The organism is Sulfitobacter sp. SK012 (genome assembly GCF_003352085.1).
Taxonomy (GTDB): Bacteria; Pseudomonadota; Alphaproteobacteria; order Rhodobacterales; family Rhodobacteraceae; genus Sulfitobacter.
This window is the reverse complement of the sequence record NZ_CP025804.1, coordinates 1377601-1402483: the sequence shown is the minus strand read 5'-3', so window position 1 is coordinate 1402483 and position 24883 is coordinate 1377601. Positions and strand designations below refer to the sequence as shown.

20 protein-coding genes and 1 pseudogene are annotated in these 24883 nt (G+C 53.2%); 18 read left to right on the top strand and 3 right to left on the bottom strand.

Annotated features, from left to right (window positions below; all coding sequences use genetic code 11):
• The first annotated feature begins 5 nt into the window (after positions 1-5).
• From C1J03_RS06870 to C1J03_RS06815, 12 genes are all read left to right on the top strand, one after another.
• Positions 6-500, top strand: coding sequence for a (2Fe-2S)-binding protein (locus tag C1J03_RS06870; RefSeq protein WP_114884966.1), 495 nt, complete (start codon positions 6-8; stop codon positions 498-500).
• On the top strand, positions 497-2923 hold the full coding sequence (locus C1J03_RS06865) for an aerobic carbon-monoxide dehydrogenase large subunit (protein ID WP_114884964.1): 2427 nt from the start codon (positions 497-499) through the stop codon (positions 2921-2923). Before C1J03_RS06870 ends, C1J03_RS06865 begins: the two co-directional genes overlap by 4 nt.
• Before the next feature lie 51 nt (positions 2924-2974).
• Positions 2975-3850 (top strand): AAA family ATPase, encoded by an 876-nt coding sequence (locus tag C1J03_RS06860; RefSeq protein WP_114888891.1) that lies wholly within the window; start codon positions 2975-2977, stop codon positions 3848-3850.
• Positions 3847-5028, top strand: coding sequence for a vWA domain-containing protein (locus C1J03_RS06855; RefSeq protein ID WP_114884963.1), 1182 nt, complete (start codon positions 3847-3849; stop codon positions 5026-5028). Before C1J03_RS06860 ends, C1J03_RS06855 begins: the two co-directional genes overlap by 4 nt.
• Positions 5025-5804 carry an XdhC family protein gene (locus C1J03_RS06850; protein ID WP_114884961.1) on the top strand — a complete coding sequence of 260 codons (780 nt, stop codon included), beginning with the start codon at positions 5025-5027 and terminating at the stop codon, positions 5802-5804. Before C1J03_RS06855 ends, C1J03_RS06850 begins: the two co-directional genes overlap by 4 nt.
• Positions 5797-6411: a nucleotidyltransferase family protein gene (locus C1J03_RS06845; RefSeq protein WP_114884953.1), complete on the top strand. Its 615-nt coding sequence runs from the start codon at positions 5797-5799 to the stop codon at positions 6409-6411. Before C1J03_RS06850 ends, C1J03_RS06845 begins: the two co-directional genes overlap by 8 nt.
• A gap of 110 nt (positions 6412-6521) precedes the next feature.
• Positions 6522-6974: a CoxG family protein gene (locus tag C1J03_RS06840; RefSeq protein WP_114884950.1), complete on the top strand. Its 453-nt coding sequence runs from the start codon at positions 6522-6524 to the stop codon at positions 6972-6974.
• A complete protein-coding gene (locus C1J03_RS06835) occupies positions 6967-7932 on the top strand; it encodes an XdhC family protein (RefSeq protein WP_254694205.1) in 966 nt (321 codons plus the stop codon). The genes C1J03_RS06840 and C1J03_RS06835 overlap by 8 nt, the downstream gene beginning before the upstream one ends.
• An 871-nt stretch (positions 7933-8803) precedes the next feature.
• Entirely contained in the window at positions 8804-11113 is a 2310-nt protein-coding gene (locus C1J03_RS06830; protein WP_114884946.1) for a xanthine dehydrogenase family protein molybdopterin-binding subunit, read from the top strand.
• Between the two features lie 94 nt (positions 11114-11207).
• Complete coding sequence (locus C1J03_RS06825; RefSeq protein ID WP_114884944.1) at positions 11208-11477, top strand: hypothetical protein; 270 nt, start codon at positions 11208-11210, stop codon at positions 11475-11477.
• A gap of 51 nt (positions 11478-11528) precedes the next feature.
• Positions 11529-12170 (top strand): glutathione S-transferase family protein, encoded by a 642-nt coding sequence (locus tag C1J03_RS06820; RefSeq protein ID WP_114888890.1) that lies wholly within the window; start codon positions 11529-11531, stop codon positions 12168-12170.
• A gap of 298 nt (positions 12171-12468) precedes the next feature.
• Complete coding sequence (locus C1J03_RS06815; protein WP_114888889.1) at positions 12469-12885, top strand: VOC family protein; 417 nt, start codon at positions 12469-12471, stop codon at positions 12883-12885.
• 304 nt (positions 12886-13189) lie between these two features.
• Here C1J03_RS06815 and C1J03_RS06810 read toward each other — a convergent pair whose 3' ends face one another.
• Positions 13190-14230, bottom strand: a complete 1041-nt coding sequence (locus C1J03_RS06810; RefSeq protein WP_162798466.1) for a glycosyltransferase family 8 protein — start codon at positions 14228-14230, stop codon at positions 13190-13192.
• A 231-nt stretch (positions 14231-14461) separates the two neighbouring features.
• Here C1J03_RS06810 and C1J03_RS06805 point away from each other — a divergent pair.
• Positions 14462-15432, top strand: a pseudogene (locus C1J03_RS06805) (IS481 family transposase).
• 522 nt (positions 15433-15954) lie between these two features.
• Here the strand turns inward: C1J03_RS06805 and C1J03_RS06800 are convergent.
• Complete coding sequence (locus C1J03_RS06800) at positions 15955-16626, bottom strand: GntR family transcriptional regulator (protein WP_302661623.1); 672 nt, start codon at positions 16624-16626, stop codon at positions 15955-15957.
• Between the two features lie 138 nt (positions 16627-16764).
• Here C1J03_RS06800 and C1J03_RS06795 point away from each other — a divergent pair, with 138 nt between their 5' ends.
• The 5 genes from C1J03_RS06795 to C1J03_RS06775 all read left to right on the top strand — a co-directional run bounded on the left by C1J03_RS06795 (position 16765) and on the right by C1J03_RS06775 (position 23433).
• Positions 16765-17922: a M24 family metallopeptidase gene (locus tag C1J03_RS06795; RefSeq protein ID WP_114884938.1), complete on the top strand. Its 1158-nt coding sequence runs from the start codon at positions 16765-16767 to the stop codon at positions 17920-17922.
• A gap of 2 nt (positions 17923-17924) precedes the next feature.
• Positions 17925-18719, top strand: coding sequence for a carbon-nitrogen hydrolase family protein (locus tag C1J03_RS06790; protein ID WP_114884936.1), 795 nt, complete (start codon positions 17925-17927; stop codon positions 18717-18719).
• An 88-nt stretch (positions 18720-18807) separates the two neighbouring features.
• Positions 18808-19920 (top strand): aromatic ring-hydroxylating oxygenase subunit alpha, encoded by a 1113-nt coding sequence (locus C1J03_RS06785; RefSeq protein ID WP_114884934.1) that lies wholly within the window; start codon positions 18808-18810, stop codon positions 19918-19920.
• Between the two features lie 476 nt (positions 19921-20396).
• Positions 20397-21668 carry a mechanosensitive ion channel family protein gene (locus C1J03_RS06780; protein ID WP_114884932.1) on the top strand — a complete coding sequence of 424 codons (1272 nt, stop codon included), beginning with the start codon at positions 20397-20399 and terminating at the stop codon, positions 21666-21668.
• Positions 21669-21756: 88 nt separating this feature from the next.
• Complete coding sequence (locus tag C1J03_RS06775; RefSeq protein ID WP_114884930.1) at positions 21757-23433, top strand: mechanosensitive ion channel family protein; 1677 nt, start codon at positions 21757-21759, stop codon at positions 23431-23433.
• Positions 23434-23796: 363 nt separating this feature from the next.
• On the opposite strand, the gene C1J03_RS06770 is transcribed toward C1J03_RS06775, so the two are convergent.
• Positions 23797-24639, bottom strand: a complete 843-nt coding sequence (locus tag C1J03_RS06770) for a helix-turn-helix domain-containing protein (protein ID WP_114884928.1) — start codon at positions 24637-24639, stop codon at positions 23797-23799.
• Positions 24640-24883: the final 244 nt, after the last annotated feature.

The window sequence follows — 24883 nt, the reverse complement described above, 5'->3', positions numbered from 1 at the left end:
AACACATGTCAAACAAGATGCACGTCAAACTAAACGTCAACGGCGAGGATCACGAATTCTTAGCTGAACCTCGCGAGCTGCTCATCTATGCGCTGCGCGAAAAGCTCAACATCACCGGTCCACACGTCGGCTGTGAAACGTCCCATTGTGGCGCTTGCACTGTGACGATGAACGGCAAGTCGGTGAAATCCTGCACTGTCTTTGTAGCACAAGCCAATGGCGCAGAGGTCACCACCGTTGAGGGCCTCGGCAACCCAGACGCGCTGCACGTCCTGCAAGAGAACTTCAAAGAACACCACGGTCTTCAGTGCGGTTTCTGCACACCGGGCATGATCACCCGTGCAGCGAAGCTGCTCGAGGAAAACCCCAACCCAACCGAGGAAGATGTGCGCTTTGGCATTGCCGGCAATATCTGCCGGTGCACGGGCTATCAGAACATCGTCAAATCAATTCTCTCAGCAGCGTCTGAGATAAATGCAGCCAAGGAGGCGGCACAATGAAGGACGAAATCACACGCGAAGAACGGGTCGCTGGCCTCAAAGGTATGGGCTGTTCACGCAAGCGCGTCGAAGATGCACGCTTTACTCAAGGCAAGGGCAATTATGTCGACGACATCAAACTGCCGGGCATGTTGCACGGCGACTTTGTCCGCTCGCCCTATGCACATGCTCGGATCAAATCGATCAACATCGATGCCGCCATGGCGCTGCCCGGTGTCACAGCTGTTCTGACAGCAAAAGACCTCGAACCGCTGGGCCTGCACTGGATGCCAACGTTGGCAGGTGACAAGCAGATGGTGCTGGCCGACGGCAAGGTGCTGTTCCAAGGCCAAGAGGTCGCCTTCGTTGTTGCTTCTGATCGCTATGTTGCCGCTGATGCGGTGGAACTGATCGAAGTGGACTATGAAGAACTTGAGGTGATCGTCGACCCTTTCAAATCGTTGCAATCGGATGTGGTTCTGCGCGAGGATTTGGTGGCCGAAGACGGCTCAATCCCCAACGGCGCGCACGGTCCGCGCAAGCATCCCAACCATATCTTCACCTGGGAAGCTGGTGAAGAAGTGGCCACCAATCAGGTGATAGACAATGCCGAAGTCGTGGCCACCGAAGAGATGTATTATCACCGCACGCACCCCTGCCCGCTCGAGACCTGCGGCTCCGTCGCGTCGATGGATAAGGTGAACGGCAAGCTCACTCTTTGGGGCACTTTCCAAGCACCGCATGTGGTGCGCACGGTTGCCTCGCTTTTGTCGGGCATTGAAGAGCATAACATCCGCGTCGTTTCGCCCGATATCGGTGGCGGGTTCGGCAACAAGGTTGGGGTCTATCCCGGCTATGTCTGCTCGATCGTCGCGTCCATTGTCACGGGCGTTCCCGTAAAATGGGTCGAAGACCGGATGGAAAACCTGATGTCTACCGCCTTTGCCCGCGACTACTGGATGAAGGGCAAGATCAGCGCCACGAAAGAAGGCAAGATCACTGGTCTCCATTGTCACGTGACAGCAGACCACGGCGCGTTTGATGCCTGTGCGGACCCAACAAAATTCCCGGCGGGTTTCATGAATATCTGCACCGGATCGTACGACATTCCCGTCGCTTATCTCGGCGTCGAAGGTGTCTACACCAACAAGGCTCCGGGCGGTGTTTCTTACCGTTGTTCATTCCGCGTGACCGAGGCTGTCTATTTCATCGAGCGCATGATCGAAGTCCTCGCGATTGAGTTGAACATGGACCCCGCAGAACTGCGATCGATCAACTTTATCAAGAAAGAGCAGTTTCCGTATACTGCGGCACTGGGTTGGGAATACGATTCAGGCGATTATCAGACAGCGTGGGACAAGGCGTTGTTGGCCGTCGACTATAAAGGTCTACGCGCTGAGCAAGCCGAACGTGTCGAGGCGTTCAAGCGCGGTGAAACTCGTAAGGTTATGGGCATCGGTCTGTCGTTCTTTACCGAGATTGTCGGTGCTGGCCCCGTCAAGAACTGCGATATCCTTGGGATGGGTATGTTCGATAGCTGCGAAATTCGGATCCACCCAACGGGGTCTGCCGTCGCTCGGCTTGGAACAATCAGCCAAGGTCAAGGGCACGCCACTACCTTCGCGCAAATCCTAGCGACCGAAATTGGCCTGTCCGCCGAAAGCATCACGATTGAGGAAGGCGACACTGATACTGCCCCTTATGGCTTGGGTACGTATGGCTCTCGCTCCACCCCCGTAGCCGGTGCCGCGGCAGCAATGGCAGGGCGCAAGATCCGTGCCAAAGCGCAGATGATCGCGGCCTACCTGCTTGAGGTCCACGACAACGACGTGGAATTCGATGTGGATCGGTTCGTCGTCAAGGGCGCGCCAGAGCGGTTCAAGACGATGAAGGAAATCGCCTATGCCGCCTACAATCAGGCCATCCCAGGGCTGGAGCCAGGTCTTGAAGCGGTCAGCTACTACGACCCACCCAACATGACTTACCCGTTTGGGGCCTATGTCTGTGTCATGGACATTGACGTCGATACCGGTGTTCCAGAAATCCGCCGTTTCTATGCGCTGGACGACTGCGGCACACGGATCAACCCGATGGTCATCGAAGGGCAAATCCATGGTGGACTGACCGAAGCGCTCGCCGTCGCCTTGGGCCAAGAGATTGCCTATGACGACATGGGCAACGTCAAGACGGCCACGTTGATGGACTTCTTCTTGCCAACCGCGTGGGAGGTTCCGAACTATGAGACGGACTTCACGGTCACCCCAAGTCCGCACCACCCGATTGGGGCCAAGGGAGTTGGCGAAAGCCCGCATGTCGGCGGCGTTCCGTGCTTCTCGAACGCGGTGCAGGATGCGTTTCGGCCCTTTGGCAACCGTCATACCAACATGCCGCATGATCATTGGCGCATTTGGCAGACAGCCAACAATCTTGGCATGCACGACTAGGAAAAGGATGGGGGCAGCCACGCGCTGCCCCCTTCGTCTGGGAGGACAATGATGACTTGGATGACGCTACAAACGGCTATGGCCGATCAAGGCTATATCGCTTCTGGTGATCTCGCGATGGCACTGCATCTGTCTTTGTCGCTTGGTCGGCCCTTGTTGCTGGAAGGGGCTGCAGGCGTCGGCAAGACCGAGGTCGCGCGTGTTTTAGCGGCCGTTCAAGATACCCAGCTGATCCGTTTGCAGTGCTACGAAGGTTTGGATGCTGCACAAGCGATCTATGAATGGAATTACCAACGTCAACTCTTGGCGATCCGCGCGGCATCTGAGGATGGCGAGACAGGAAAGGCCGTTGAGGCGCGGATATTCTCGGATGAGTTTCTGCTTGAACGTCCCCTGTTGAAGGCGATCCGCCAAGACAAGGCACCCGTCCTCCTGATCGACGAAGTCGACCGTGCAGACGAAGAATTCGAGGCCTACCTGCTCGAAATCCTGTCGGAGTTTCAGGTGACCATTCCCGAAATGGGAACGATCACTGCAACGACGCGCCCTATGGTCATTTTAACGGCCAACGGCACCCGCGACCTAAGTGATGCGTTGCGGCGGCGCTGTCTCTATGCCCACGTGCCTTATCCTGATCTTGAGACCGAATTGTCCATATTGGTGACGCGCTACCCAGACATAACAGACCGGCTCTGCGCTCAGATCGTTGGGTTTGTGCAGGCATTGCGCAAACAAGAACTCGAGAAAAAGCCAGGCATCGCGGAGATGTTGGATTTCGCTGCCGCTCTGATGGGGCTCGGTGTGGCCGACCTGACGGATGACCCTGTAGTTTTGCAGGCAACGTTGACGACTTTGCTGAAAACACACGTAGACCGCGATGCGATCCCCACTGAAATCGCACAACGCCTGGCAGGCAAAGCGGCATGACGCTTGTAACCAAATTCGCCGCCCGCGATCCGGGACCCGCTGCGCGCATGGCTGGTTTTGTCGCACATCTGCGCGACAACGGCTTGCGACTTGGCGTGGGTGAAACGGGCATCGCGTTGGAAGCCTTAACCCACATCAACGCCACAAACCCGCATGACGCGCGCCGCGCGCTTAAATCCGTGTTTACCGGCTGCGTCGAAGAAGCGGCACAGTTTGATGGATTGTTTAACAGCTTTTGGATGAATGGCGGACGGGTCAAGACCCGCGTAACCGCAACAGCTGTGCCGAGCGAAAGCGAAAATGTGCATTCCAATCGCGAGGTGAGTGAAGAGGCAAGCGGTGGAACAGGCGACATCAGCGCCCCTGACAGTGGTGAAGGCGAAGCGGAAAGCGATGGGGAAGGCAAACTCGTCGCGACAGATGTGACCAACCTGTTCAAGAAAGACCTGCGCGATCTGGTTCGGCCCGAAGACATTGCCGAGGCCGAAAAGATCGCACTCCGCCTTGGGGCTGCCTTGCGGGATCGGCGATCACGTCGTCGCAAAGCCGCGCGCAAGGGAGATCAAATCCACTTTCGCAAAGTCATGAGGCAAAGCCTTGCAACTGGGGGCGAGCCGTTCGCGCTCCCCAAACGTCAACGGCCTGACCGCACTCTACGGATAACTGCGATCTGCGATGTTTCGGGTTCGATGACCGTCTATTCCCGTGTCTTTCTGGCGTTCCTTGCAGGGCTGATGCGGGCTGATGCGCGCGCGGATGCCTATCTGTTCCACACCCGCCTTGTTCGGATCACCGAAGCCTTGCGCGATAAAGACGCACTCCGCGCGTTGGCGCGGTTGTCATTACTGGCCGAAGGTTTTGCCGGCGGATCCAAGATTGCAGATAGCCTCGACACCTTTGCAGGCACCTATGGCCGGCGTTTTGTCGATAACCGGACTGTCGTGATGATCCTGTCAGACGGTTATGACACGGCATCGCCCGATGGGATCTCTGATGCTCTGGTCCGCTTAAAGAAACGCGGCTGTAAGATCATCTGGCTCAATCCGCTGAAAGGCTGGGAGGGCTACACTCCTACAGCCCAAGCGATGGCCGGGGCATTGCCGCATTTGGATTTATTCCGTGCCGCCAATACTCTCGGCGACTTAACGGCGCTTGAAGCAGATCTGGCGCGGCTATGACACCCAAACAGATCACTGATCACGGACTGCAAATGGGCGAAGACTGTTTCGCGGTCGCCACCATTGTGCGCACCGCAGGCACCACCTCTGCCAAGCCCGGTGCTAAGGCATTGCTGCGCGAAGATGGAACGATCCTTGAAGGATGGCTTGGCGGCGGCTGTGTGCGTGGTGCGATCAAGGACGCAACTTTGCGGGCCTACGCGACTGGAAAGCCGCAGTTTATCTCAGTCGCTCCGGAAGAAGATCTGACGGAAAAAGGTGTGCGCGCGGGCGATGACGTTGATGGTGTCCGTTTTGCGCGCAACGGATGCCCGTCCAAAGGCACGATCGACATCTTTATTGAGCCCTATATCCCAACGCCCGACTTACTGATTTTTGGAGAGTCTCCGGTTGCTGAAAAGCTAATTGAGCTTGCTCCGCAATTTGGATGGGCTGTGGCCACTGTCAGGTCTGACGCGCCCATGGCCGAACGCTCGCAAGGTCGCGGGCGGTACCTTGTGATTGCGACACAAGGCCAAGGCGATCTTGCCGCGCTGAAGACCGGATTAGCTGATACGGTCGATTACGTCGCTTTTGTCGGCAGCACTAAAAAGTTTGCCAGCCTGTCCAAAAAGCTGATCACTGCCGGCACAGATCCCGCACACATCGCCGCTGTCCGCGCGCCCGCTGGGTTGAACATTGGCGCAGTGACGCCTGCTGAGATCGCGCTTTCGATCCTAGCGGAACTGACGCAGGTCAAACGCGATCTTTTAGCAAAAGTTGCGCAAAATGGGTAGCTTTGGTGCGATCATATTGGCCGCTGGCCTGTCGCGCCGCATGGAGGCGCGCAACAAGTTGTTGTTGCCGGTCAACGGCAAACCAATGATCCGGCACGTCGTTGAAACCTACCTTGCTGTCGTGGACAAACAGGTCTGCTTGGTGACAGGGTTTGAAGCCGATAAGATCGAGGCGGCACTTGCAGGTTTACCGATCCACTGCGTTCACAATGCAGAGTATGAAGCGGGACAACCATTTTCGGTCCGCGCAGGACTTCTTGGGGCAGCCGACGATGCGCTTAACTATCTGATCGGGCTTGGCGACCAGCCACAACTTACATCTGACGATCTGCGCGCGCTAATCGCGGCGCATTTGGCCGCAGACGTTCAGAAAATTTCGATCCCTTACAAAAACTCTACACGTGGTAATCCGATCATTATGCCCGCAACACTGCGCACCCAATTGTTGGCTGATCAGGCCAATCCGGGCTGCGGAAAATTCACACGTGCCAATCCCGAACTGGCCCAACCCATCCCGATGACCCAACCCGGTTTCTTCAATGACATCGACACGCCCGCAGCGTTTGCAGCTTTCGAACAAATGACGTCGCAAAGGGGTATGGCATGAAAAAACTACGCAACTACTTCCGGGCCTTCCGTCAGAAATGGGCCCTCACACCTGCGCAAGCCGAAACACTTGCGTCCACCAAATTCCCCTGCTGTTAGGAAAGAAAAACAATGGAACTGAAAGACGAAATCACCATCAATGCGCCAATGGCCCGCGTCTACGAGGCCTTGAACGATCCTGAAATCCTGCGCCAGTGCATTCCAGGTTGTGAAGAGCTGATCCAGCATTCAGACACAGAACTTGAGGCAAAGATCGTGCTGAAAGTCGGGCCAGTAAAGGCGAAATTCAGCGGCAATGTTCAACTGGACAAAACGGGTGCCCCTGATGCGTTCTCCTTGACGGGGCAAGGCAATGGCGGCGCTGCGGGCCACGCCAAAGGCGGAGCAGATGTGTCATTGGCTGCAGACGGTGACACCACAATCCTAACCTATGATGCCAAGGCGCAAATCGGCGGTAAGCTGGCACAACTTGGCAGCCGTTTGATCCAAAGCACGTCAAAAAAACTTGCAGCCAAGTTTTTCAAGAACTTTGCAGACGTGTTGGATGCCGAAAAGGTTGGCTAATCCAATCATATACAAAGATCACGCTGTCGATGTTCTCGCCCAGGCCGCGGCCTATGTCCGAACAGGGCAGCGTTTCGTCTTGATTACATCTGTGGATATAAAGGGCGGAAGTGCCCGCGATATCGGGTCACTGGCCGTTGTCTCGGATGAAGGAGAAATGACGGGCTACATGTCCAATGGTTGCATTGATCAAGATATTTTGCTTCAGGCACTAGATTGTTTGCGTTCTGGGACAGCACGATTGTTGCGTTACGGTGATGGTTCGCCATTCCACGATTTGACTTTGCCATGTGGCGGGGCCCTGTCGGTGTGGATTGACCCTGCGCCCGACAAAACTGCGCTCGTCGCAGCCTATGACGCCTTGTTGAGACGCAAGCCTGCATATCTGACATTTCATCCCAAATCCGAAACGCCTCAGGCTTTTCCCGCTTCGATTACGATCGCCTACCAACCCAAAGTGGCCCTGACCCTTGCCGGACGCGGTGCCGTTTTTCGTGCTACAGCCAAGGTCGCACATGCCATCGGATTTGATGTGACCGGCTTTTCCCCCGACACGCATGATCTGGTTGCGATCGCGGCGTACTGCATAGACGCCCCAACGCATGTGACGTCTCAACAAAGTATCACCAAACTAGATTTGGATGAGACCAGTGGTTTCTTAACTCTGTTTCACGATCACGACTGGGAACCAGTGTTCCTCGTCGCAGCACTGGCGACCCCAGCTGGGTTTATCGGTGCTTTGGGAAGCCAGACAACCCAGGCTGCTCGACTTGCCCATTTGGCAGACCTTGGCATATCGGACCAAGATCAAAAGCGGATCAGGGGCCCAATTGGTCTTGTGCCATCGCTGCGCAATGCCGACCTTATCGCAGTCTCGGCATTGGCCGAAGTCGCGCAGGCCTTTGCGTATCAACAACAAGTAGTTGTCGACGTAGAACAGGCTTACCAAACGGCATAGATGTCCGTTAGGCATCGTTGTCAAAATCGCATTCGCTCTCTCAATTGTTATTTGAAGAAAGAGAGCCCAGAGCAGGCATTCGCTGCGAAGAAATCAAATGGCTGCTTTGGCCGCTCTGCCCACCAGGCATTCAACCACTAACCCACCGATATCTCGCAGGCGTCCTGTGGTTCAATTTACAAATAATTAAATAAAATCAGTATCATTTTCGGGTTTCAGATCCGGTTACAGGAGTTCGACCCTCCTACTCGTCCCCAATCAGATCAACAAGTTTCTGGGTGCTCGAATACTGCTTGAACATAAAGTGCTACTCCCATTGCTCTACCAATCTCAACAGAGATATTCGATTTCGCCCAATTTTGGCAAAGCCGACTTTCGACAATTTCCTATCCAGGATCTGTTGCGCACAATTGGTGAACAGTTGCTGCGGGTTGCCTGACGTCTGCGCCTATGGGCCCAAATAGCGGTATTTGATAAGAGAGTGTTCTTGGCCCATCCTAACCACTGAGGAGTGGGAGATGAGACAGACAACTGGAACACGTAAAAGCCCTGGCGAGAAGATCGTCAAAGATATCAAGCGGGCCAACCAAACTGGTCGTTTCGGCCCTAACAGGCTGTTCAGCGAGATGTCGAACGCGGCGGTGCAGCTTTCGGAAAGAGGACGTCGATAGAAGCAAATAACTTGAGGTCTACATCGTCAAACAAGGCTACGACCTTCGAACTAACACATTCTAACAAATCACAAAAAACTACCTTCGCGACAGAAGTTCCTAACTTCCAGTTTATTAAGTAAACTACTGCTAGGTGGGAACAAAGGCGGCTGTATAGTTCTATCAGATGCCATCGGTCCGTTCCCCTACTGGAGAGACTGATGCAAAAATTCGGACGTAGCAGACCGCTTTCTCGCAGCGAAGACGTTAGATTGCTCTGCGGCAAAGGCACATTTGTCGATAATATCGCGCCAAGAAACGCGCTTTTCGCGTATTTCTTCAGGTCGCCCGTCGCCCATGCGACTATTTCCAGATTGCAAATTGATACGGCCCGTCGTGCAGATGGGGTACATTTAGTTTTGTGTTCGGCTGATCTGCTAGCCGCCGGGATAACTGAAGGATTGCCCTTCGAAATCTTGGAAAACCGCGATGGTAGCAAAGGGGCCGCGCCCAGAAGACCGTTGCTGGCAGAAAAAAAAGTTAGGTTTGTTGGCGAACCGCTTGTGATGGTAGTGGCAGAGACGCTCAATCAAGCGAAGGATGCCTGCGATCTGATCGAGTTCGATTTCGACACATTGCCTGCCCACACTGAGCTTATTGCTGGCGGACAAGCACTGCATGCAGAAGCCACCGACAATTGCGCATTTGATTGGTCAATCGGAGACGAAGCTGACTGCTCTTCGGCATTTGACCGCGCCGCACATCAAATACACAAATCAATCCGCAACAGCAGGGTGACCGTCAACACGATCGAACCACGCGGGTGTTTCGCTGAAAATGTGGATGGTAGATTGCATGTCGCCGTAAACAGCCAAGGTGTACGCGGCATCAAGAGCAGCATCGCCGAGACCCTCGGTTTGCCACCAGAAATGGTCCATGTCACGACACCGGATGTTGGTGGGGGCTTTGGTATGAAGGCAATGTCCTATCCAGAGCCGTATCTGGTTGCTCATGCTGCAAGGGTGCTGTCTCGTTCGGTCCGCTGGATGTCTGAGCGGGTCGAGGCAATGTTGACCGACACAGGCGCACGGGACCTTGTCCATGACGCCGCGATGGCATTTGACGAAGATCACCGGCTCATCGGGTATCGCGTTAACACCAGATGCAATCTTGGCGCATATAATAGCGATCTTGGGCAATGCATTCAGACAGAATACTTCGCTATGGTTTTGTCTGGAGCGTATGACGTGCAGGAAACATTTCTGAATGTGCAGGGGATATACACCAATACTGCACAAACCGATGCTTATCGGGGGGCTGGCAGGGCCGAGGCAAGCTATGTTCTGGAAAGAATGTTGGATTATTCAGCCCGAGAACTGGGCATCGATCCATGGGATTTGCGGCAGAGGAATTTCATCCAACCGCATCAATTCCCTTATACGTCATCGACAGGAGAAGTTCTTGATCCGGCGAATTATGAGCGTGTATTGACCCGAGCCCGAAGTGCCGCTGATGTTGACGGGTTTGCAGCGCGTAAATCCCAAAGCGCATCCAGAGGGCGGCTGCGCGGTTTGGGCCTGAGCTACTACATCATGAATGCCGTCGGCAGTTCCGAGATCAGTGTTCGGTTGATGTTTATTGAGGACGGGACAGTTTCATTGGCGGTTCCGACACAGTCCTCTGGCCAAGGGCATGAGAGTGTTTTCTCGGCATTCCTGTCCGAACAGACCGGCATCGATCCGGACAAAATCCAAGTCATTCAAGGTGACAGCGATTACGTTGACACAGGCAGCGGCACGGGCGGATCAAGTTCCGTGACGACGGTCGGGAATGCCACATTGGTTACTGTGGCAAAAGCCATTGAGGCATTTGCGTTGTTCCTAGCCCCACATATGCAGGCTGACGCGAAAGACATAATTTTCGAGGAACAGACATTTCGCGCCGCCGGTTCAAATTTGACACCGACGTTGCTGGAAGCCGGAGCAATGGCACGTGCAGAAGGTAGAAACGATCTTTTGGTGCATGAAGGTGTCGGCAAGATAGACACTTGGGCGTTTCCCAATGGCGCACATGTTGCTGAAATTGAAGTAGACCCGGAAACCGGAAAGGTGGCGCTGGACCGCTATACCGTCATTGATGATTTTGGAAATCTGATTAATCCCCTACTCGTCGAGGCGCAAGTTCACGGTGGCTGCGTACAGGGCATCGGACATGCTCTTATGGAGAATACGGTTTTCGACGAGGATGGGCAGTTGTTGTCAGCAAGCTTCATGGATTACGCCATGCCGAGGGCGGATGATATTCCAATGTTCTCCTTCGGCAGTGAACCTGTGCCGTCTACAGCCAATGTATTGGGGGTGAAAGGATGTGGGGAAGCCGGAACAGTGGGTGCAACAGCCGCCATTGCCAATGCGGTTTCCGACGCTTTGTCGGAGGAAGGTGCCAAGCAACATGATATTCCATTTACCCATCATAGAGTCTGGACCATGGCGCAGGCTTGTACCGAAAAGACTCGCCAAGCCGGCACCTAAACATACAAAAAAATAGCACATCCGACTGTCGTTCAATCCTAGAATTCCTGATTTTCAGTTGCCACGAACTTCCGTTTCTTGCTCTTACTAACCGATGCTGAGCGCCGACCTAGCGGCTGCTTTGGGCTCAAAACTGACTCGCGCTGCATCCTGCACTATCGATTGCTATGCGGGATACAGCTTCCTGAAGCGGGTGCAGCAAGGCTCGCTGGGCCTGCCCGATCAAGAACGCGACAGTTTTGCGGCGCTTTGGCAGGGTTTCCCGGAAGCGGTTGTTCGCAGTGATCAGAAGGGAAGAATTCCAAACTGGGTGTTGGCCGCAGGCGTGTGCGATGTCTCAGTTGCAGAACCAAACAGTCATTGAAATTTTCTGGGCTCCACTGCAACCTTTGCTAAAATGATAGGTGGATTTGGTGTGGTGGAAGTCTGGGGTCGGAAAACGTCTTCGAACGTGCAGGCATTGATGTGGTGCATTGGAGAGCTCGGCCTGAAATATGTCCGCCATGATGCGGGCGGCATCTATGGCGGCACTGAAGAAGACGCATTTCTAGCAATGAACCCAAACGGAACAATTCCAGTTCTGAAAGACATCGATTTGCCTCCGCTTTGGGAAACAGGCGCGATATGCAGGCACTTGGCCACGAGGTATGGCAGCGATAGTTTTTGGCCCAGTGACATGACGCAACGGGCTGACGTTGATCGATGGGCCGAGTGGGCCAAGCTCAATGTTGCTGCCGCATTCACAGTTCCAGTCTTTTGGCATTTGGTAAGAACTCCAAAGGCACAACGCGACAAAAAGGCCATAAGGGCGGCGGTCGAAGTTCTGGAAAAAAAGCTTGAAATTGCCGACGAAAAACTTGCCAAGCATCACTTTCTCGCAGGGGAAAACCTCACACTTGCTGACATCCAGTTTGGTCACGTTCTTTTTCGGTATTACGACATTGATTTACAACGCGCCAATTTCCCGAATGTGCAAGCCTATTACAATCGCCTCGCTGAGCGGCCCGCCTACCGCGAACACGTCATGGTGTCCTACGACGAACTGAGAGTCGATTGAATTTGCCTTTCGCATGCGCGTCCTACGCGGGGTTCAAATGGACTGCTTTTGCGCCGCCAAAACCGACCTTTTCTGCGTCCCGTAACAATGCCAGCTTAGGGGAGCCGTTCAAAAACGGTCATTTTTGGGGTGATACTGCCAGCTTACAAATGACTATTTAAAGCCCGAGCCCTACCATTCCTAATTGGACGATGACGCGCCGTTTCGTGTAGCGGTTATTGAGCCCAATGGCGCGTTGGTCTACCAAAATGCGGTAAGCACAGTGCAAGAACCAAACTTCCGGAAAGGAACACGCAGCATGATTGCCTACGTCACCGTCGGTGCTGATGACATCGCCCAAGCGAAACGGTTTTACTCAGCGTTCCTGCCAGCCCTTGGTTACGGGCTGAAGGAAGGTCCTGAGGGCCTAAGTTACGCCCTACCCGTTCAGCCAGGTCAACCTGCCGCTTTGCCAGATTTCTACGTCAAACCAACTTTCGATGGACGTCCGGCCTCAGCTGGGAACGGCGCTATGGTCGCATTTGAAGCTCACAGTCAAAAGCTAATTCGCGATCTTCACTCGGCCGCGCTTGCCGCAGGCGGCTTTGACGAGGGCCAACCCGGCTTTCGCGCCTCGTATGGAACCCATTTCTATGTCGGCTACCTTCGCGACCCTCAAGGCAACAAGATCGCATTGTTTTCCAACGATCTAGAAGAACCCGGACGAGACGGATAACGCTGGTTTCGCGGGCGATGACGGCGTATTCTTTGCATGCCAGACTAAGAAGTCGCGCAGCATCGGCTCGTTTGCCAAGCGTGGCGAAACTATCTTGTTTCGCGCCGCCACAATCCTTGTTCAAAACCAAAGCAGTTGTTGAATGGTCTTGCCTGACCCGTGATAGAGGCCACTCGCGGCGATGTGATAGATCGGTAAAATGGGCTCCGAGTCAGCATTTGAAGCGAAAAGAAAGCGACTTTGCCTACTCCGCCCATTTTGCTTTCGACTACTAACCCACTGATACTGCGCAGGCGGCCAGCTTCTATTCAACATTTAGCCCAACACGAGAAAGAGCCGCGGCCATGCGCTGAGAAGCCTGCGGTGCAATCCGCGAATAGCACGGGGTCCGCACACAGACATCCCACCATTTCCGCATATACGGCAAATCCGCAGCGCGGAGCTGTCGTGAGTTGGCCAGAGTAAGCGCAGCCATGTCCTTGCGGACAAGATGCTCCGCCACCAAATGCTCAGCCTCTGCGGTCAGTCGCCAATGCACCGGTTTGAGCACTCCACCGCAATAGTGGATCACGGCAGGCCGCTTCATGGTACGGTTGGGTAAGTCATTGAAGAAGCGGTGATTATACCGATCATTTGCTTGCACGTAGTGGCTGCCATGGGTCAGGGAAAACAGCCCCTGATCACCGAATTCAAGGTTGAGTTTGTCGTACGCCCATTCGGCGGTCTCAACATAATGGCCAATCTCGATCCCATCGCGTCGAAACTTGTCGAGGTTGAGGACGATTGCGCCACTGTTTATCAACCCCCGCGACATGTGCTTGATCATCCAAGTTGGCACACCGCAATCATGTGCTCGCCGGGCCGGGCCAACCAGCAGTGGGGGGATATCCAGCCACTCCCGGCACGCTACAAGATATTTACCAAGAAACGGATGTTTCAGCAGCGGTACAAGATCGTCGCTGACGATGACGTCCAAAGCATCCAGATAGACGACGCGTTTCAGATCCCTCGGGAGGTGCTGATGTGCGACGAACCAAAGGAACCTTGCACTGTCCCGTTTCCCGCCCAGTGTCTTGAGACGATCAAAATCTCCGGTATGTGGAATCTTGATCGAACGCAGGGTCACATTGCCCAAACTCGCGCAGAAATCCGCTAAGGCCGCAATATCCTGTGCGGAAACCCTCTGTTCAAAAAGCCAGAAGACGATTTCGTCGCGCGGATGTGTTTCGGACAGCGACAACAGCAGGACCTGAACTACGTCCAGATTCTGTCCCGCATACGATGTCATCACATCCAACCGCGTCGGCGCGCGATACTTGTATCGGCGTTGCAGATACCGGTCCATCTCGCTAGCCCAGACGCTGGGAAGCGCTCGATAGAGATGTTTGACGGTCGGCTTTGCGAGGCCCAATAGCATCTAAGGTATAAATCATTTATGGTTGAATAAGGTGCCACGGGAGCACAAAACTAATTTGCAAGTCAATAACTGTTCCATCCCGGATGATCACATAGATCCTCGCCGCTCTGCATTTTTCTTGGCAAGATCGGTTTTGGGTGACATCCGGGAGGACGCTAAATGCTGATCCATCTTCATAGCCAGGCGACAACAACGCCTAAGATACGGGCTGCCATCCAGGCGAGCGGTGAGCCCGCATGGGTTCTAGCTGAGCGTTTTGGCACAACTGAACAGACGGTTTGGAAATGGCGCAAGCGCGACAGTGTACATGTCGTAGCCATACCGCTCATCGGCTGCAAACGACGCTGATGCCTGCTCAGGAAACCGTCGCAGTTGCGTTGCGCAAGACGCTGCTTGTGTCGCTGGATGACTTGCTGGCCGTAGGGCGGGAGTTCCTGAACCCAGATGTCTCGCGCTCAGGGCTGGATCGGTGTCTGCGGCGGCATGGGCTGGGCAACCTGCGCGATCTTAAGGCAAAGGCCACTCGCCCAAAGCACAGCGGCTTCAAGGCTTATGAGCCGGGATATCTGCATATCGACGTAAAGTACCTGCCACAGATGGCGGATGAGACCTCGCGCCGCTATCTGTTCGTCGCGATTGACCGGGCCACCCGCTGGGTCTTCATCCGCGTCTACAACACCAAGAGGGCAGCCAATGCGCGCCGCTTTCTGCGTAACCTGGAGCGGGCCTGTCCAATGCGCATCCGCACCTTACTCACGGACAATGGAAAGGAGTTCACCGACCGCCTCTTTGGCCTGCATAAGCGCGAACAAAGTGGGAAACATGAGTTCGACAAGCTCTGCGCCGAGCTGAACATCGAGCACCGCCTGACCCCGCCAAGATCGCCCCAGACCAACGGTATGGTCGAACGGTTCAACGGACGCATTGAAGATGTACTGCAAAGCCACCACTTCCGATCAGACGAAGAACTAGAAGCCACGCTGTATCGCTATGCATGCCTCTATAACCAGCAACTCCCCCAATTAGCCTTGGGCAGCAAGACGCCCTTGCAAGCGATGAAGGACTGGCACAAAATCAAACCGGAACTGTTCAACAAACAGCCATACTACCGTCCGGGATGTGACAAATAACTTAGCGGCGGATTGCTTGAAGTGTTTCACCAGCAGCCGCTCCTTTGATGGTGTCCCGGCGAACCTCGACCGGTGGGTCGGTCCCGTAACGAAAAGAGACCTTTCACAATTTTTCTGCAGTGCAGCTTTATGACGGCTGCTGAGAAAACGGTAAGTTGGGCGCATGAGCAGCTACTTTATGCCGCCACCTTTCGCTCCAGATGCGAACAAAGCACCGCACTGCACGGCAGCGGAAATGGCGCTCTGGGAGCGAAGCAAACCATCGGTGTGAAGAATTGAAATGACTACTTTGGCTATTCTCCTATTTTTACGTTCAACAATTAGCTAACTGATACCCTGTTGGCCCCTACAGTTGATTTCTCAAAAACTTCAATTCAACCAACCTGAAACCTTAGATTCCAAGTATCCGTACACCGGCTCGATTTCAGCACACAGCTCCAATTCATAGGGGCGGCTCTCAGTTTTCTTATCCTACGGGTTCTGATCACGCCCGACCACCTGCCCGTTCCTGAAGACTCAGGGCTAGGCTTTATCAGTCGACTGATCGCAGAGTTGCGCCTTGATGCCGCTGTAGCCGTAACCGATGTGGGTGCGCTGGATAAATCCAATGGCATCGGCGTCGTTATTTTTCAAAGCAGCCACAGTATCACCAAGCTCATGCACAAGTGCCCTTCCGGCATCTGGACCCAAACGTTCACTAGAACGATACCATGTGCTGGCGGCCTGATAATAAGTCTGCCACCAAAAAGAATTCAGCACGCTGTTTTCAATCAAACTGGCGATCAGTTCATGAACCCGATGGTTAAGTTCGACGTAATTTCGTGGGTGGAAATTTTCGGTCAGGATGGCCGCCTCATCCAGAAGCGATTGAGCCGCTTCGAGGTCATCCGCCCTGATTGCGCGCGCAGATTTATTCCCAATGAGCTTCGCAAGTTCCAAACGCATTTCGTACACGTGGTGAATTTTCTCGGCAGTGAGAGCAACGACAACAGTTCCAACGCCGTTCCTTGTCTCAACCAATCCCAAATGGTTGATCCGGTTGATGGCGTCGCGAACGGGTGTTCTGCTGACCCCAAACTCGGCAGCAAGTTCCGCCTCTTTCAACTGATCACCCGGAAGGTATTCCAAGAAACATATGCGCCGCAAAAGCTGGGCTTGAATGGCCTCTGCAGCCGCCGTCTTATCTGTGAGCATCAAACACGTATCCATCAAGCTGTATGCACCTATAGTTCTTTCGTACCAATTTCGAGCCCTAAATACAAATTGACTCCCACGCTGTACACAGATTAGCGTTTTTTCAACTCTCGCTATATCACCGAAAAGGGGTCCAAAATGCTCGAAGAAGCCAAAATCCGCACCTCCGCTCTTCAACATCATATGAAGGCGCAAGGCATTGAGTACGCCGTTTTCACAGATGAAGGTTCGATAGCCTATCTTGCCGGGTTCTGGGGGTATCTTGGGATCGAGTTCGGCCGACCTACGATGTTGGTGGTCAAGGCGCAGGACGCACCGATTGTGATCACGCCTTTGATGGAATCCGAAATGGTGGGTGCGATGACCTGGATCGATGACATCCGCGTATGGGAAGATTTTGGCACAAACACATGGGGCACTGCCCTTGCTGGGGCACTAGGCGACAACCCTTCCGCAATTTGGGTTGAGCGCAACACAATCCCTGCCATCGTGCGCAACCACCTAGATGACACATATAAGGACGTCCCAATCAAAGATATCTCACCCGTGTTGGGGGCGTTACGTAAAATTAAGTCACCCTTCGAAATTGGGGTGATGAAAGAGGCTGGGCTTATTGCCGGCGCAATGATGGCCGCAGCCCACAGAAGTTTGCGTGTTGGGGCCCAGGAATATGAGAGTGCTCTTGCCGTTATCGAAGCTGGCTCTCGAAAGGCGGCTACTTTTCTCACCGACAAGGGCTGGGATCGTTTTGTTTCACCGATGATCCACAATCTTCAGATCCTGCAAAGCGGAAAGGACACGTCGATGGTTCACCGCCGCGCCTCTGTTCGGCGTTACGAACCGGCCGACCCAGTCTATTTTTGCTTCTGCAACATGGCTCAGTTCAAACAGTACAAACTTGGCTTTGATCGAATGTTCCATGTGGGCGAGGTTCAGGATGATGCCGCCCGAGTTCAGGAAGCCGCGATCGCAGCGCAGCAAGCAGCAATCGCGGCCATCCGTCCGGGCGTATTAGCGCAAGACGTGGCAGCGGCTGCAAACGCCGTTTACGCTGATCGAGGCTATGAAACGGGATACCGCACCGGGCGGTCCATCGGCGTCGCATATCTGGAAGCACCGGAACTCAAAGCTGGAGACAAAACGGTTTTGGAAGCTGGTATGACCTTTGCTGTTGATGGTGGGATTTCGATTGATGGTGTGACTGCTGGGCGGATTGGCGACTCGATTGTTGTTACTAAAACCGGGTGTGAATACATTACCAACTATCCGCGCACTCTGTTGGTGACCGAGGCCTAGACATGAGCGATGTCTTCCGCCTGGCCGTCGGCCAATCACCCGCAGACCTTGCTACGCCGCAAGATCGCCTCCACTGGCTTTGTGCTGTACTGCCCGACGTTTTGGCGCAACACGCCGATTTGCTATTGCTGCCAGAGCTTTTCTCAACGGGTTACAACATTGGCGGAGAAATTGAGGCCCGCGCAGAACCGGCCGATGGTCCCACCGCCCAGGTCATCGCGGAGCTTGCCAAATCTAATAGCGTCGCGATCCACTACGGCTTTGCTGAGAGAGACGGCGCGGAAATCTACAACGCGGCACAGTGTTTCGGGCCGGATGGAAATCGGCTTGGCGGGCATCGCAAACTGGCAATACCTCCAGGGTTTGAGGCAAACCATTTCAAACCTGGGCAAGGCTGCAAGTTGTTTTCTTACCGCGGCATACAGATCGCAACATTGATCTGTTATGACGCAGAGTTTCCCGAAACCACCCGGCGCGTCACATCCTTGGGCGCAGATTTAATCTTGGTACCCACGGCACTTGGCGATCAATGGGGTTGGGTTGCGCAGCGCATGATCCCAACGCGCGCATACGAGAATGGTGTTTTTCTAGCCTACGCCAACAGCGCGGGCGAGGAAAACGGCATGGGTTTCTTGGGGCAAAGCTTTATTGCGGACCCCATGGGTCAAGAACTCGCCCGTGCTGGCGTGAAGCCGGGTATAATCTTTGGGGAGATCCGACAAGAACAGGTGGCAATCGCCCAAAACCGATTGCCATATTTAGAGGACCTAAAAGGGCTGAAACTGGCCTTAGAATGAATTTTAGGTGGCCGTCAGTTTGGGTGTTCTTTGAGCGGTTATCAAACGAAGGCAAGCGCGTGGAACGACATCAGTATTGGAGTACCAAATGACAGACCAGACTGTATCAGGCGAACGCGGTGCTTTTACTAAAACCGCACAACATTCATACACCCTGCCCTCGCGATATTATCTCGACCAAGACATATATGACCAGGAGCATCAGAAGATATTTCTGCGGTCTTGGCTTTATGTGGGGCATGTTTCAGATCTGCCGGCAATTGGCAGTTTCATTACCGACGACGTTGCTGGCCAACCGATTGTTATCATTCGTGGGTCGGACAACAATGTGCGCGCATTTTTCAACGTCTGTCAGCACCGCGGCGATCTTCTTCTAAGTGGCAAGGGTCAGGTTAAGAGCAAGATCGTTTGCAAATATCATGCTTGGTGTTACGGCCTCGAAGGCGAACTGAAAACCGCCCGTTTGACAGGCAATGTTCCAGGATTTGACCGAACAGATTTCGGGTTAAGACCGGTGCAGCACGCCTTGGTCGCAGGGATGATCTTTGTCAATTTCGACCCTAATGCGACACCAGAAGACGGCGATCTGCCCCAGTTTGAAAAAACAATTCTAGACAACCTGCCCGAGATGCCTGGCTACGTGTCAAAACACCAATTCGATTTTGACATTCATGCAAATTGGAAAGTTGTCATCGACAATTTTTCCGAAGGTTACCATATCCCCGTTGCCCATCCGACGCTGGCCACACTCTACAACGAGGAAACGGTAAAATCACAAGTTCGCGATCGCTTTCGCTTCTATCAAAAGACGGCAAAACAAGGGTTTGCAGGATTTGAAACCAAAGGCGATGAGCCATATTTAACTTGGTTTCTGTGGCCCAACCTATGCTTGTTGAGCCTGCCTGGCGCGTCACAGCTTATCGTTTTGCGGATTACGCCAGATGGGCCAGGAAAATCTCTGGAACATGCCGATGTCTATAGTCCTGCAGAAACCGACGCCCCCAATCTTGAGGTTGTGAAATCGTTGTTTTCAGAGATGTTCAATCGAGAGGACATCGCACTGGTCCAAAGTGTTCAGCTTGGCCTGGGCAGTCTTGGGTACGATCAGGGTCGATATGTCGCCGACGCTGAGGATTCCTGGTTCACAGAATCCGGTCTCCACTTATTTCATCAGCAGATCTTGGATGCGTTGGGTTCATAAAATCAACGTGGTTCGCCAACATCGCAGTTTGGAACACATTTCCCATTTTTTAGCCGAGTTCTTGCCGCGCAAAAAATACTAGTAGCTAAGTGGCTGAAGCCCTTGGGGCCGTCAGATACGGGTTTTCCAAATCGATGTTTACGGCAGATTATTCACCCATTCAAAAACCCCTGAGGTAAGTTCAATTTAAGTCTCGCCCTTACTGTTTGGGCAATTGATATCCACGCTGCCGCTGTTATCAAAGCCAAATTGCACCCGAAAAATTAGCAAAGAGCTCTAAGCAATCCTCATCTGCAAATTTTTCGTATGACTGCATTGGCTTCAATATGCAGTATGCATCCAAGGGTTTAACGCTTCGAAGGTCGTAATTTACGTTGCTGCTAACAAAAAGAACCTTAACAATGAACGCTGGGAATGGCTCAGAAAGCCTATATCACTGGAACGAATTTTCCGCTTAGACCGCATTGAGGAACCACATGAAATTCGCGATCACAAGAACCATTTTGGCAATCACGTTGGTTATTATTTCGGCCGCGTCATGGGCTCAGGATACCGCTTCTACTATTCCACCTGCCCCGGATCCCGCGAGTCTATCCACCAATCTTGAGCAGTTGAACGCACTCATGGTTCCGATGACCTCTGACGATCTGGCAGAACTTGCGGACGTTTGGCAGGGCCATCTTAAATCCTCGCTTGAAGAAGTGGTGCAGCTTAATCTCGCTATAGAAGGCCTGGATGGCGCGCAGGCAACTGCGCTGCGAGAACGAGTAGGACTATTGGCGGATGATAAAAACGCGGTTCAGGACCGATACGCCGAAGTCCTGGAATCTTGGACAAGGAAGGGCGCGCCCCCTGAAGATGTAGCAAAACACACCGTCTATATCTCGGCTCTCAATCTTGGCGCAGTACGAACCACTGACCCGCGTACGTTGTTCAGGCTCGGGTTAAACTGGGTTACAGCACGCGATGGCGGGCTAGGCTTCATGCTCAAGATAGGTGGCTTCGTCCTTGCCATCTGGGTGATGATGTTTCTCGCTCGCATATTCAAACGTGCGGCACAACGCGGTCTTGATCGGTTGCCTTCGGTTTCGCGCCTGTTGCGGACCTTCATCGTTAACGCCGTGTATTGGGCTACATTTGTCCTTGGAATATTGTTGGTCCTCAGCGCTTTTGGCGTCAACGTCACACCACTATTTGCCGTCTTCGGTGGCTTGTCCTTTATCCTTGGCTTTGCTCTGCAGGACACCCTTGGCAATCTTGCAAGCGGCTTGATGATCATGATCCTAAAACCATTCGACATGGGTGATTTCATTGAGGTGTCGGGCGCATCCGGCGTCGTCGACGAGATGTCTATCGTATCGACGCAAATTCGAACTTTCGACAACCAGATCATCGTTGTTCCGAACTCCAAGATCTGGGGCAATGTCATCACAAACGTCAGTGCGTCCCCTGAACGGCGTGTCGATCTCGTTTTTGGCATTGCGTATACCGACAAGGCCAGCCACGCGATCAGTGTTTTGAACGAGCTCGTGAAGGCTCACAAGCTTTGCATCAGTGATCCCGCTCCAGAGATTTTCGTGGGTGAACTGGGGGACAGTTCGGTAAATATTTTCTGTCGCCCATGGTGCAAGACTGAAGATTACTGGATTGTATATTGGGATTTGACGGGTCAGGCAAAAGAGCGCTTCGACGAGGAAGGGATCTCCATCCCCTTTCCTCAACGCGATGTCCACCTTATCCAAACGTAGGCCACAAGCACTCTTTAAAACAACTTGTGCACCATCAATCCAAGCATTTCTTGGTGCACAGACTAAAACAAAATTAGAAAGTAAGTTGATGAAACAAATCACATTTTGGCGTACCGGGTCGTTGCGTTCGTTTGTATTCATCTTGCTGGCGGGGCTTTCAATCCTCCTATTTGCGACAGACCGTTCAGCAGCTCAGGAACAAGAAAACGTTTCACCCCCCGAGCAGGTCGAGCAGCTACCAGAGGGCGTCTTTTCTGCGCCGGTTATTGTGGAAGGTGAAGTTCTGTTTGCTGTGCGCGGATCTAGCGCCTTGCCCGCGAGTATTCGCGCTGAGAAAATTGTCGAACGTATTCTGTCAGTTGCAGAACAGTCAAAAGCTGCAGCTGTAACAGTATCCGTAGAAAAGCATGAATTGGGGCTCGGAATTGTTGCCAATGGAGTGCTTATCACTGTCACGACCGACGCGGATGCGGAGATGGACTCCTTTGACATCGAAGTACTGGCATCGCTGCACTCGGAGTCCATTCAAGGGGCCATTGAAAAGTACCGCTTTGATCGCTCAGATACCGCCCGTGTCGAAAGTGCGATGGCGGCGGTTGCTTGGACCGTAGGCTTTCTGCTCATCACCTTCGTGTTTGCGCGCTGGCGCTTAAGGGTCGGTGCAGCACTGGCTTTCATAGCTGAGAAGTACTTTTCAAAGTTCGAAAAAGCTACAGGCTCTGTGGTTCGCGGAAGGGCCATAGGCAAACTAACAGGCTATCTCGTTCAGGTTGCCTTATGGACCGGATATTTGTTTCTCCTGTATTACTACCTGTCCTTTGTGCTGCTTTCCTTTGCGGAAACACGTCCGTTTGCACAGATTCTGCTAACTTATGTTTCTGAACCACTGATCTCCGTGATCCTTGGATTTATTGCCTACCTGCCCAACCTCGTCACCATTGTGATCATTGCGCTGGTGACCCGGTTTATGATCAGAGGTTTTCGGCTTCTCATGGATAACGTTGAAGCCGGCACCATAAGCATTCAAAATTTCGAACCCCATTGGATTACACCCACCTTCAATCTTGCACGTGTCGCGATCATTGCTGTAGCGATCGTGTTTGCCTATCCTCACTTGCCAGGTGCGGGGTCAAAAGCGTTTCAAGGGCTGACAATCCTTGCAGGTATTATGGTGTCGCTTGGTTCCAATACTGTCGTCAGCAACATGATGGCCGGCCTTTTTGTGATCTACCGCCGTAGCACCAATATTGGTGACCGGATCAAAGTGGGCGAGCAGATTGGTGATGTCGTGGAAATCAGGCTGATGGAAACGCTCATCAAGTCGATCAAAAATGAGATGATCAGCATTCCAAACGCTCAGTTGTTAAACTCCGAGGTGGTCAACTATTCCCGAAAAATCGATGGTCGCGGGTTGCTGCTGCACACAACGGTTGGCATCGGCTACGAGGAACCTCAGGAGAAAATAGAAGCAATGCTTGTAGAAGCAGCAAACCGGACACGAGACTTAAGAAAGTCACCGGAGCCGTTTGTTCTTATCACCGCACTGGCTGACTACGCGATCAACTACCAGGTCAACGCGTTCACAACCCGTGGATCAAGCCTGCCTCGCATACTTTCAGATCTGCACCGTCACATCATTACCGTCTTCAATGAAAACAACGTGCAAATCATGACACCGTCATACATGGCCGACACAGAGATCGCAAAAATTCCGACAGAGAGTTGGGATGGCAAGCTTGCTCCGTCCACTGAAAAAGCTGTTTGAATCCTGTCGTTTTGGCCGAAACAAAAAACAGCCGTGAGACACGAAGTGATGCTTCATGCACCCAGCCCATGAAGATGAAACTTCCAGGCACTGTTACAGCAGAGCAGAAAACAGCCATTGGCGGCAGTAGCCTTGGTGTTCTGTGTTGTTCGCATCCCTCCCTCGCACCACAAAGAGCGGCAGGAGAATAATGCGAAACGGGGTAAGAAAATCGGCCGCTCGCGGTTCTCACCAGCTTCTATGATCTCTCCCGTGTGGCGGTTTGCAAGTTTGTCGAATGCCAAGGCACGACTGAAACCATAGCCTCCGTGCAGCCTAATGGAAGCACGCCATCGCCAAATCCAACACTTGGTCCGCAAGCTCTTAAGCGCTGACTTCAATCTTGCGATACTCTGTCGGGGACAAACCGACCTTCTGTTTGAAAAACCGGGTGAAGTGTCCTGGATAGCTGTATCCCAGCTCCAATGCTATTTCCGTCACGGAATATTCTTCCTCAGACAGCATTCTCAGGGCAAGTTCGAGCCTCGCGTTTTCGATCAACTCTGTATGTGTGGTGCCGACCTCTTTCAGCCTGCACTGGCAGGATCGAACACCCATTCCAAACGACGTGGCCATTCTTTGGGCCAACATATCCGATGTTCCGCTGCGCATGAATTCGGCAGCGCAAGCCACAAGGACTGACTTGTTTTCGGACGACAATGGGTCAGAGTTGTCGATCTCGCCGTGCATCGACTGAACGCGACGCTTTTTCACGAAATGGCACAGGTCCTGGATACGAAACGCCAACCCTGTAATCTGGGTTTCGCGCAACTGAGGTATTTCAAGCAGATCTACGGGAAGCTCTGTGAGTTTGGCTGTGTAAGGGATACAAACTGCGCGCGGTTTCAGAGAGCCGCCAAACAACTGTCTCACACCTGATAGAAAAGCAGCGAGACTATAGTGAACCACAGACCAATCTGAGGTCCAGTTGGACGCGTTGGTCGTACGGCCAATCCAAAAAACACCATTGAGTACTTTGCCGAATATCCGATCGCCTGTCAGCATCCTGTCAATATTTGCTGCAAGATCAAAGGCGGCATCCAATCCGGTCGAACCTGTTTGTATCGGCAAGCTTGCCATGTAGCTGTCCATAGCCGGTCCGGAGATCGGCAAAGTCGTAAAGTCAAAGGTCGGGCTGTCTATAAGTTTGGCGCTCGCATAAATCATTTTTTCGGCAGCTTGCAGGGGATTATGCCGCGTCGGGCCTCGCTCAGCGATGGTGCCAATCCCGCATTCTCAAGAGCAAGCTCGAGTTTATGCTGGCTAAACGGCAGTGCGACAACAAGAGGCGTCATAAAATTAGCGTCGACGATATGCAGCTGCCCCAACAACTAAACCTCTCAAAACAAGACCTTAAGGTCACGCCAGGTCCAAAATTTGTCAACCACCGTGGCATGAAATGGTAAGCGGC

Bases quoted from the DNA above. Each gene is read 5' to 3' on its own strand.
- C1J03_RS06870 (WP_114884966.1), top strand. From the start codon at position 6: ATGTCAAACAAGATGCACGTCAAACTAAACGTCAACGGCGAGGATCAC.
- C1J03_RS06865 (WP_114884964.1), top strand. From the start codon at position 497: ATGAAGGACGAAATCACACGCGAAGAACGGGTCGCTGGCCTCAAAGGT.
- C1J03_RS06860 (WP_114888891.1), top strand. From the start codon at position 2,975: ATGACTTGGATGACGCTACAAACGGCTATGGCCGATCAAGGCTATATC.
- C1J03_RS06855 (WP_114884963.1), top strand. From the start codon at position 3,847: ATGACGCTTGTAACCAAATTCGCCGCCCGCGATCCGGGACCCGCTGCG.
- C1J03_RS06850 (WP_114884961.1), top strand. From the start codon at position 5,025: ATGACACCCAAACAGATCACTGATCACGGACTGCAAATGGGCGAAGAC.
- C1J03_RS06845 (WP_114884953.1), top strand. From the start codon at position 5,797: ATGGGTAGCTTTGGTGCGATCATATTGGCCGCTGGCCTGTCGCGCCGC.
- C1J03_RS06840 (WP_114884950.1), top strand. From the start codon at position 6,522: ATGGAACTGAAAGACGAAATCACCATCAATGCGCCAATGGCCCGCGTC.
- C1J03_RS06830 (WP_114884946.1), top strand. From the start codon at position 8,804: ATGCAAAAATTCGGACGTAGCAGACCGCTTTCTCGCAGCGAAGACGTT.
- C1J03_RS06825 (WP_114884944.1), top strand. From the start codon at position 11,208: ATGCTGAGCGCCGACCTAGCGGCTGCTTTGGGCTCAAAACTGACTCGC.
- C1J03_RS06815 (WP_114888889.1), top strand. From the start codon at position 12,469: ATGATTGCCTACGTCACCGTCGGTGCTGATGACATCGCCCAAGCGAAA.
- C1J03_RS06810 (WP_162798466.1), bottom strand. From the start codon at position 14,230: ATGGACCGGTATCTGCAACGCCGATACAAGTATCGCGCGCCGACGCGG.
- C1J03_RS06800 (WP_302661623.1), bottom strand. From the start codon at position 16,626: ATGCTCACAGATAAGACGGCGGCTGCAGAGGCCATTCAAGCCCAGCTT.
- C1J03_RS06795 (WP_114884938.1), top strand. From the start codon at position 16,765: ATGCTCGAAGAAGCCAAAATCCGCACCTCCGCTCTTCAACATCATATG.
- C1J03_RS06790 (WP_114884936.1), top strand. From the start codon at position 17,925: ATGAGCGATGTCTTCCGCCTGGCCGTCGGCCAATCACCCGCAGACCTT.
- C1J03_RS06785 (WP_114884934.1), top strand. From the start codon at position 18,808: ATGACAGACCAGACTGTATCAGGCGAACGCGGTGCTTTTACTAAAACC.
- C1J03_RS06780 (WP_114884932.1), top strand. From the start codon at position 20,397: ATGAAATTCGCGATCACAAGAACCATTTTGGCAATCACGTTGGTTATT.
- C1J03_RS06775 (WP_114884930.1), top strand. From the start codon at position 21,757: ATGAAACAAATCACATTTTGGCGTACCGGGTCGTTGCGTTCGTTTGTA.
- C1J03_RS06770 (WP_114884928.1), bottom strand. From the start codon at position 24,639: ATGATTTATGCGAGCGCCAAACTTATAGACAGCCCGACCTTTGACTTT.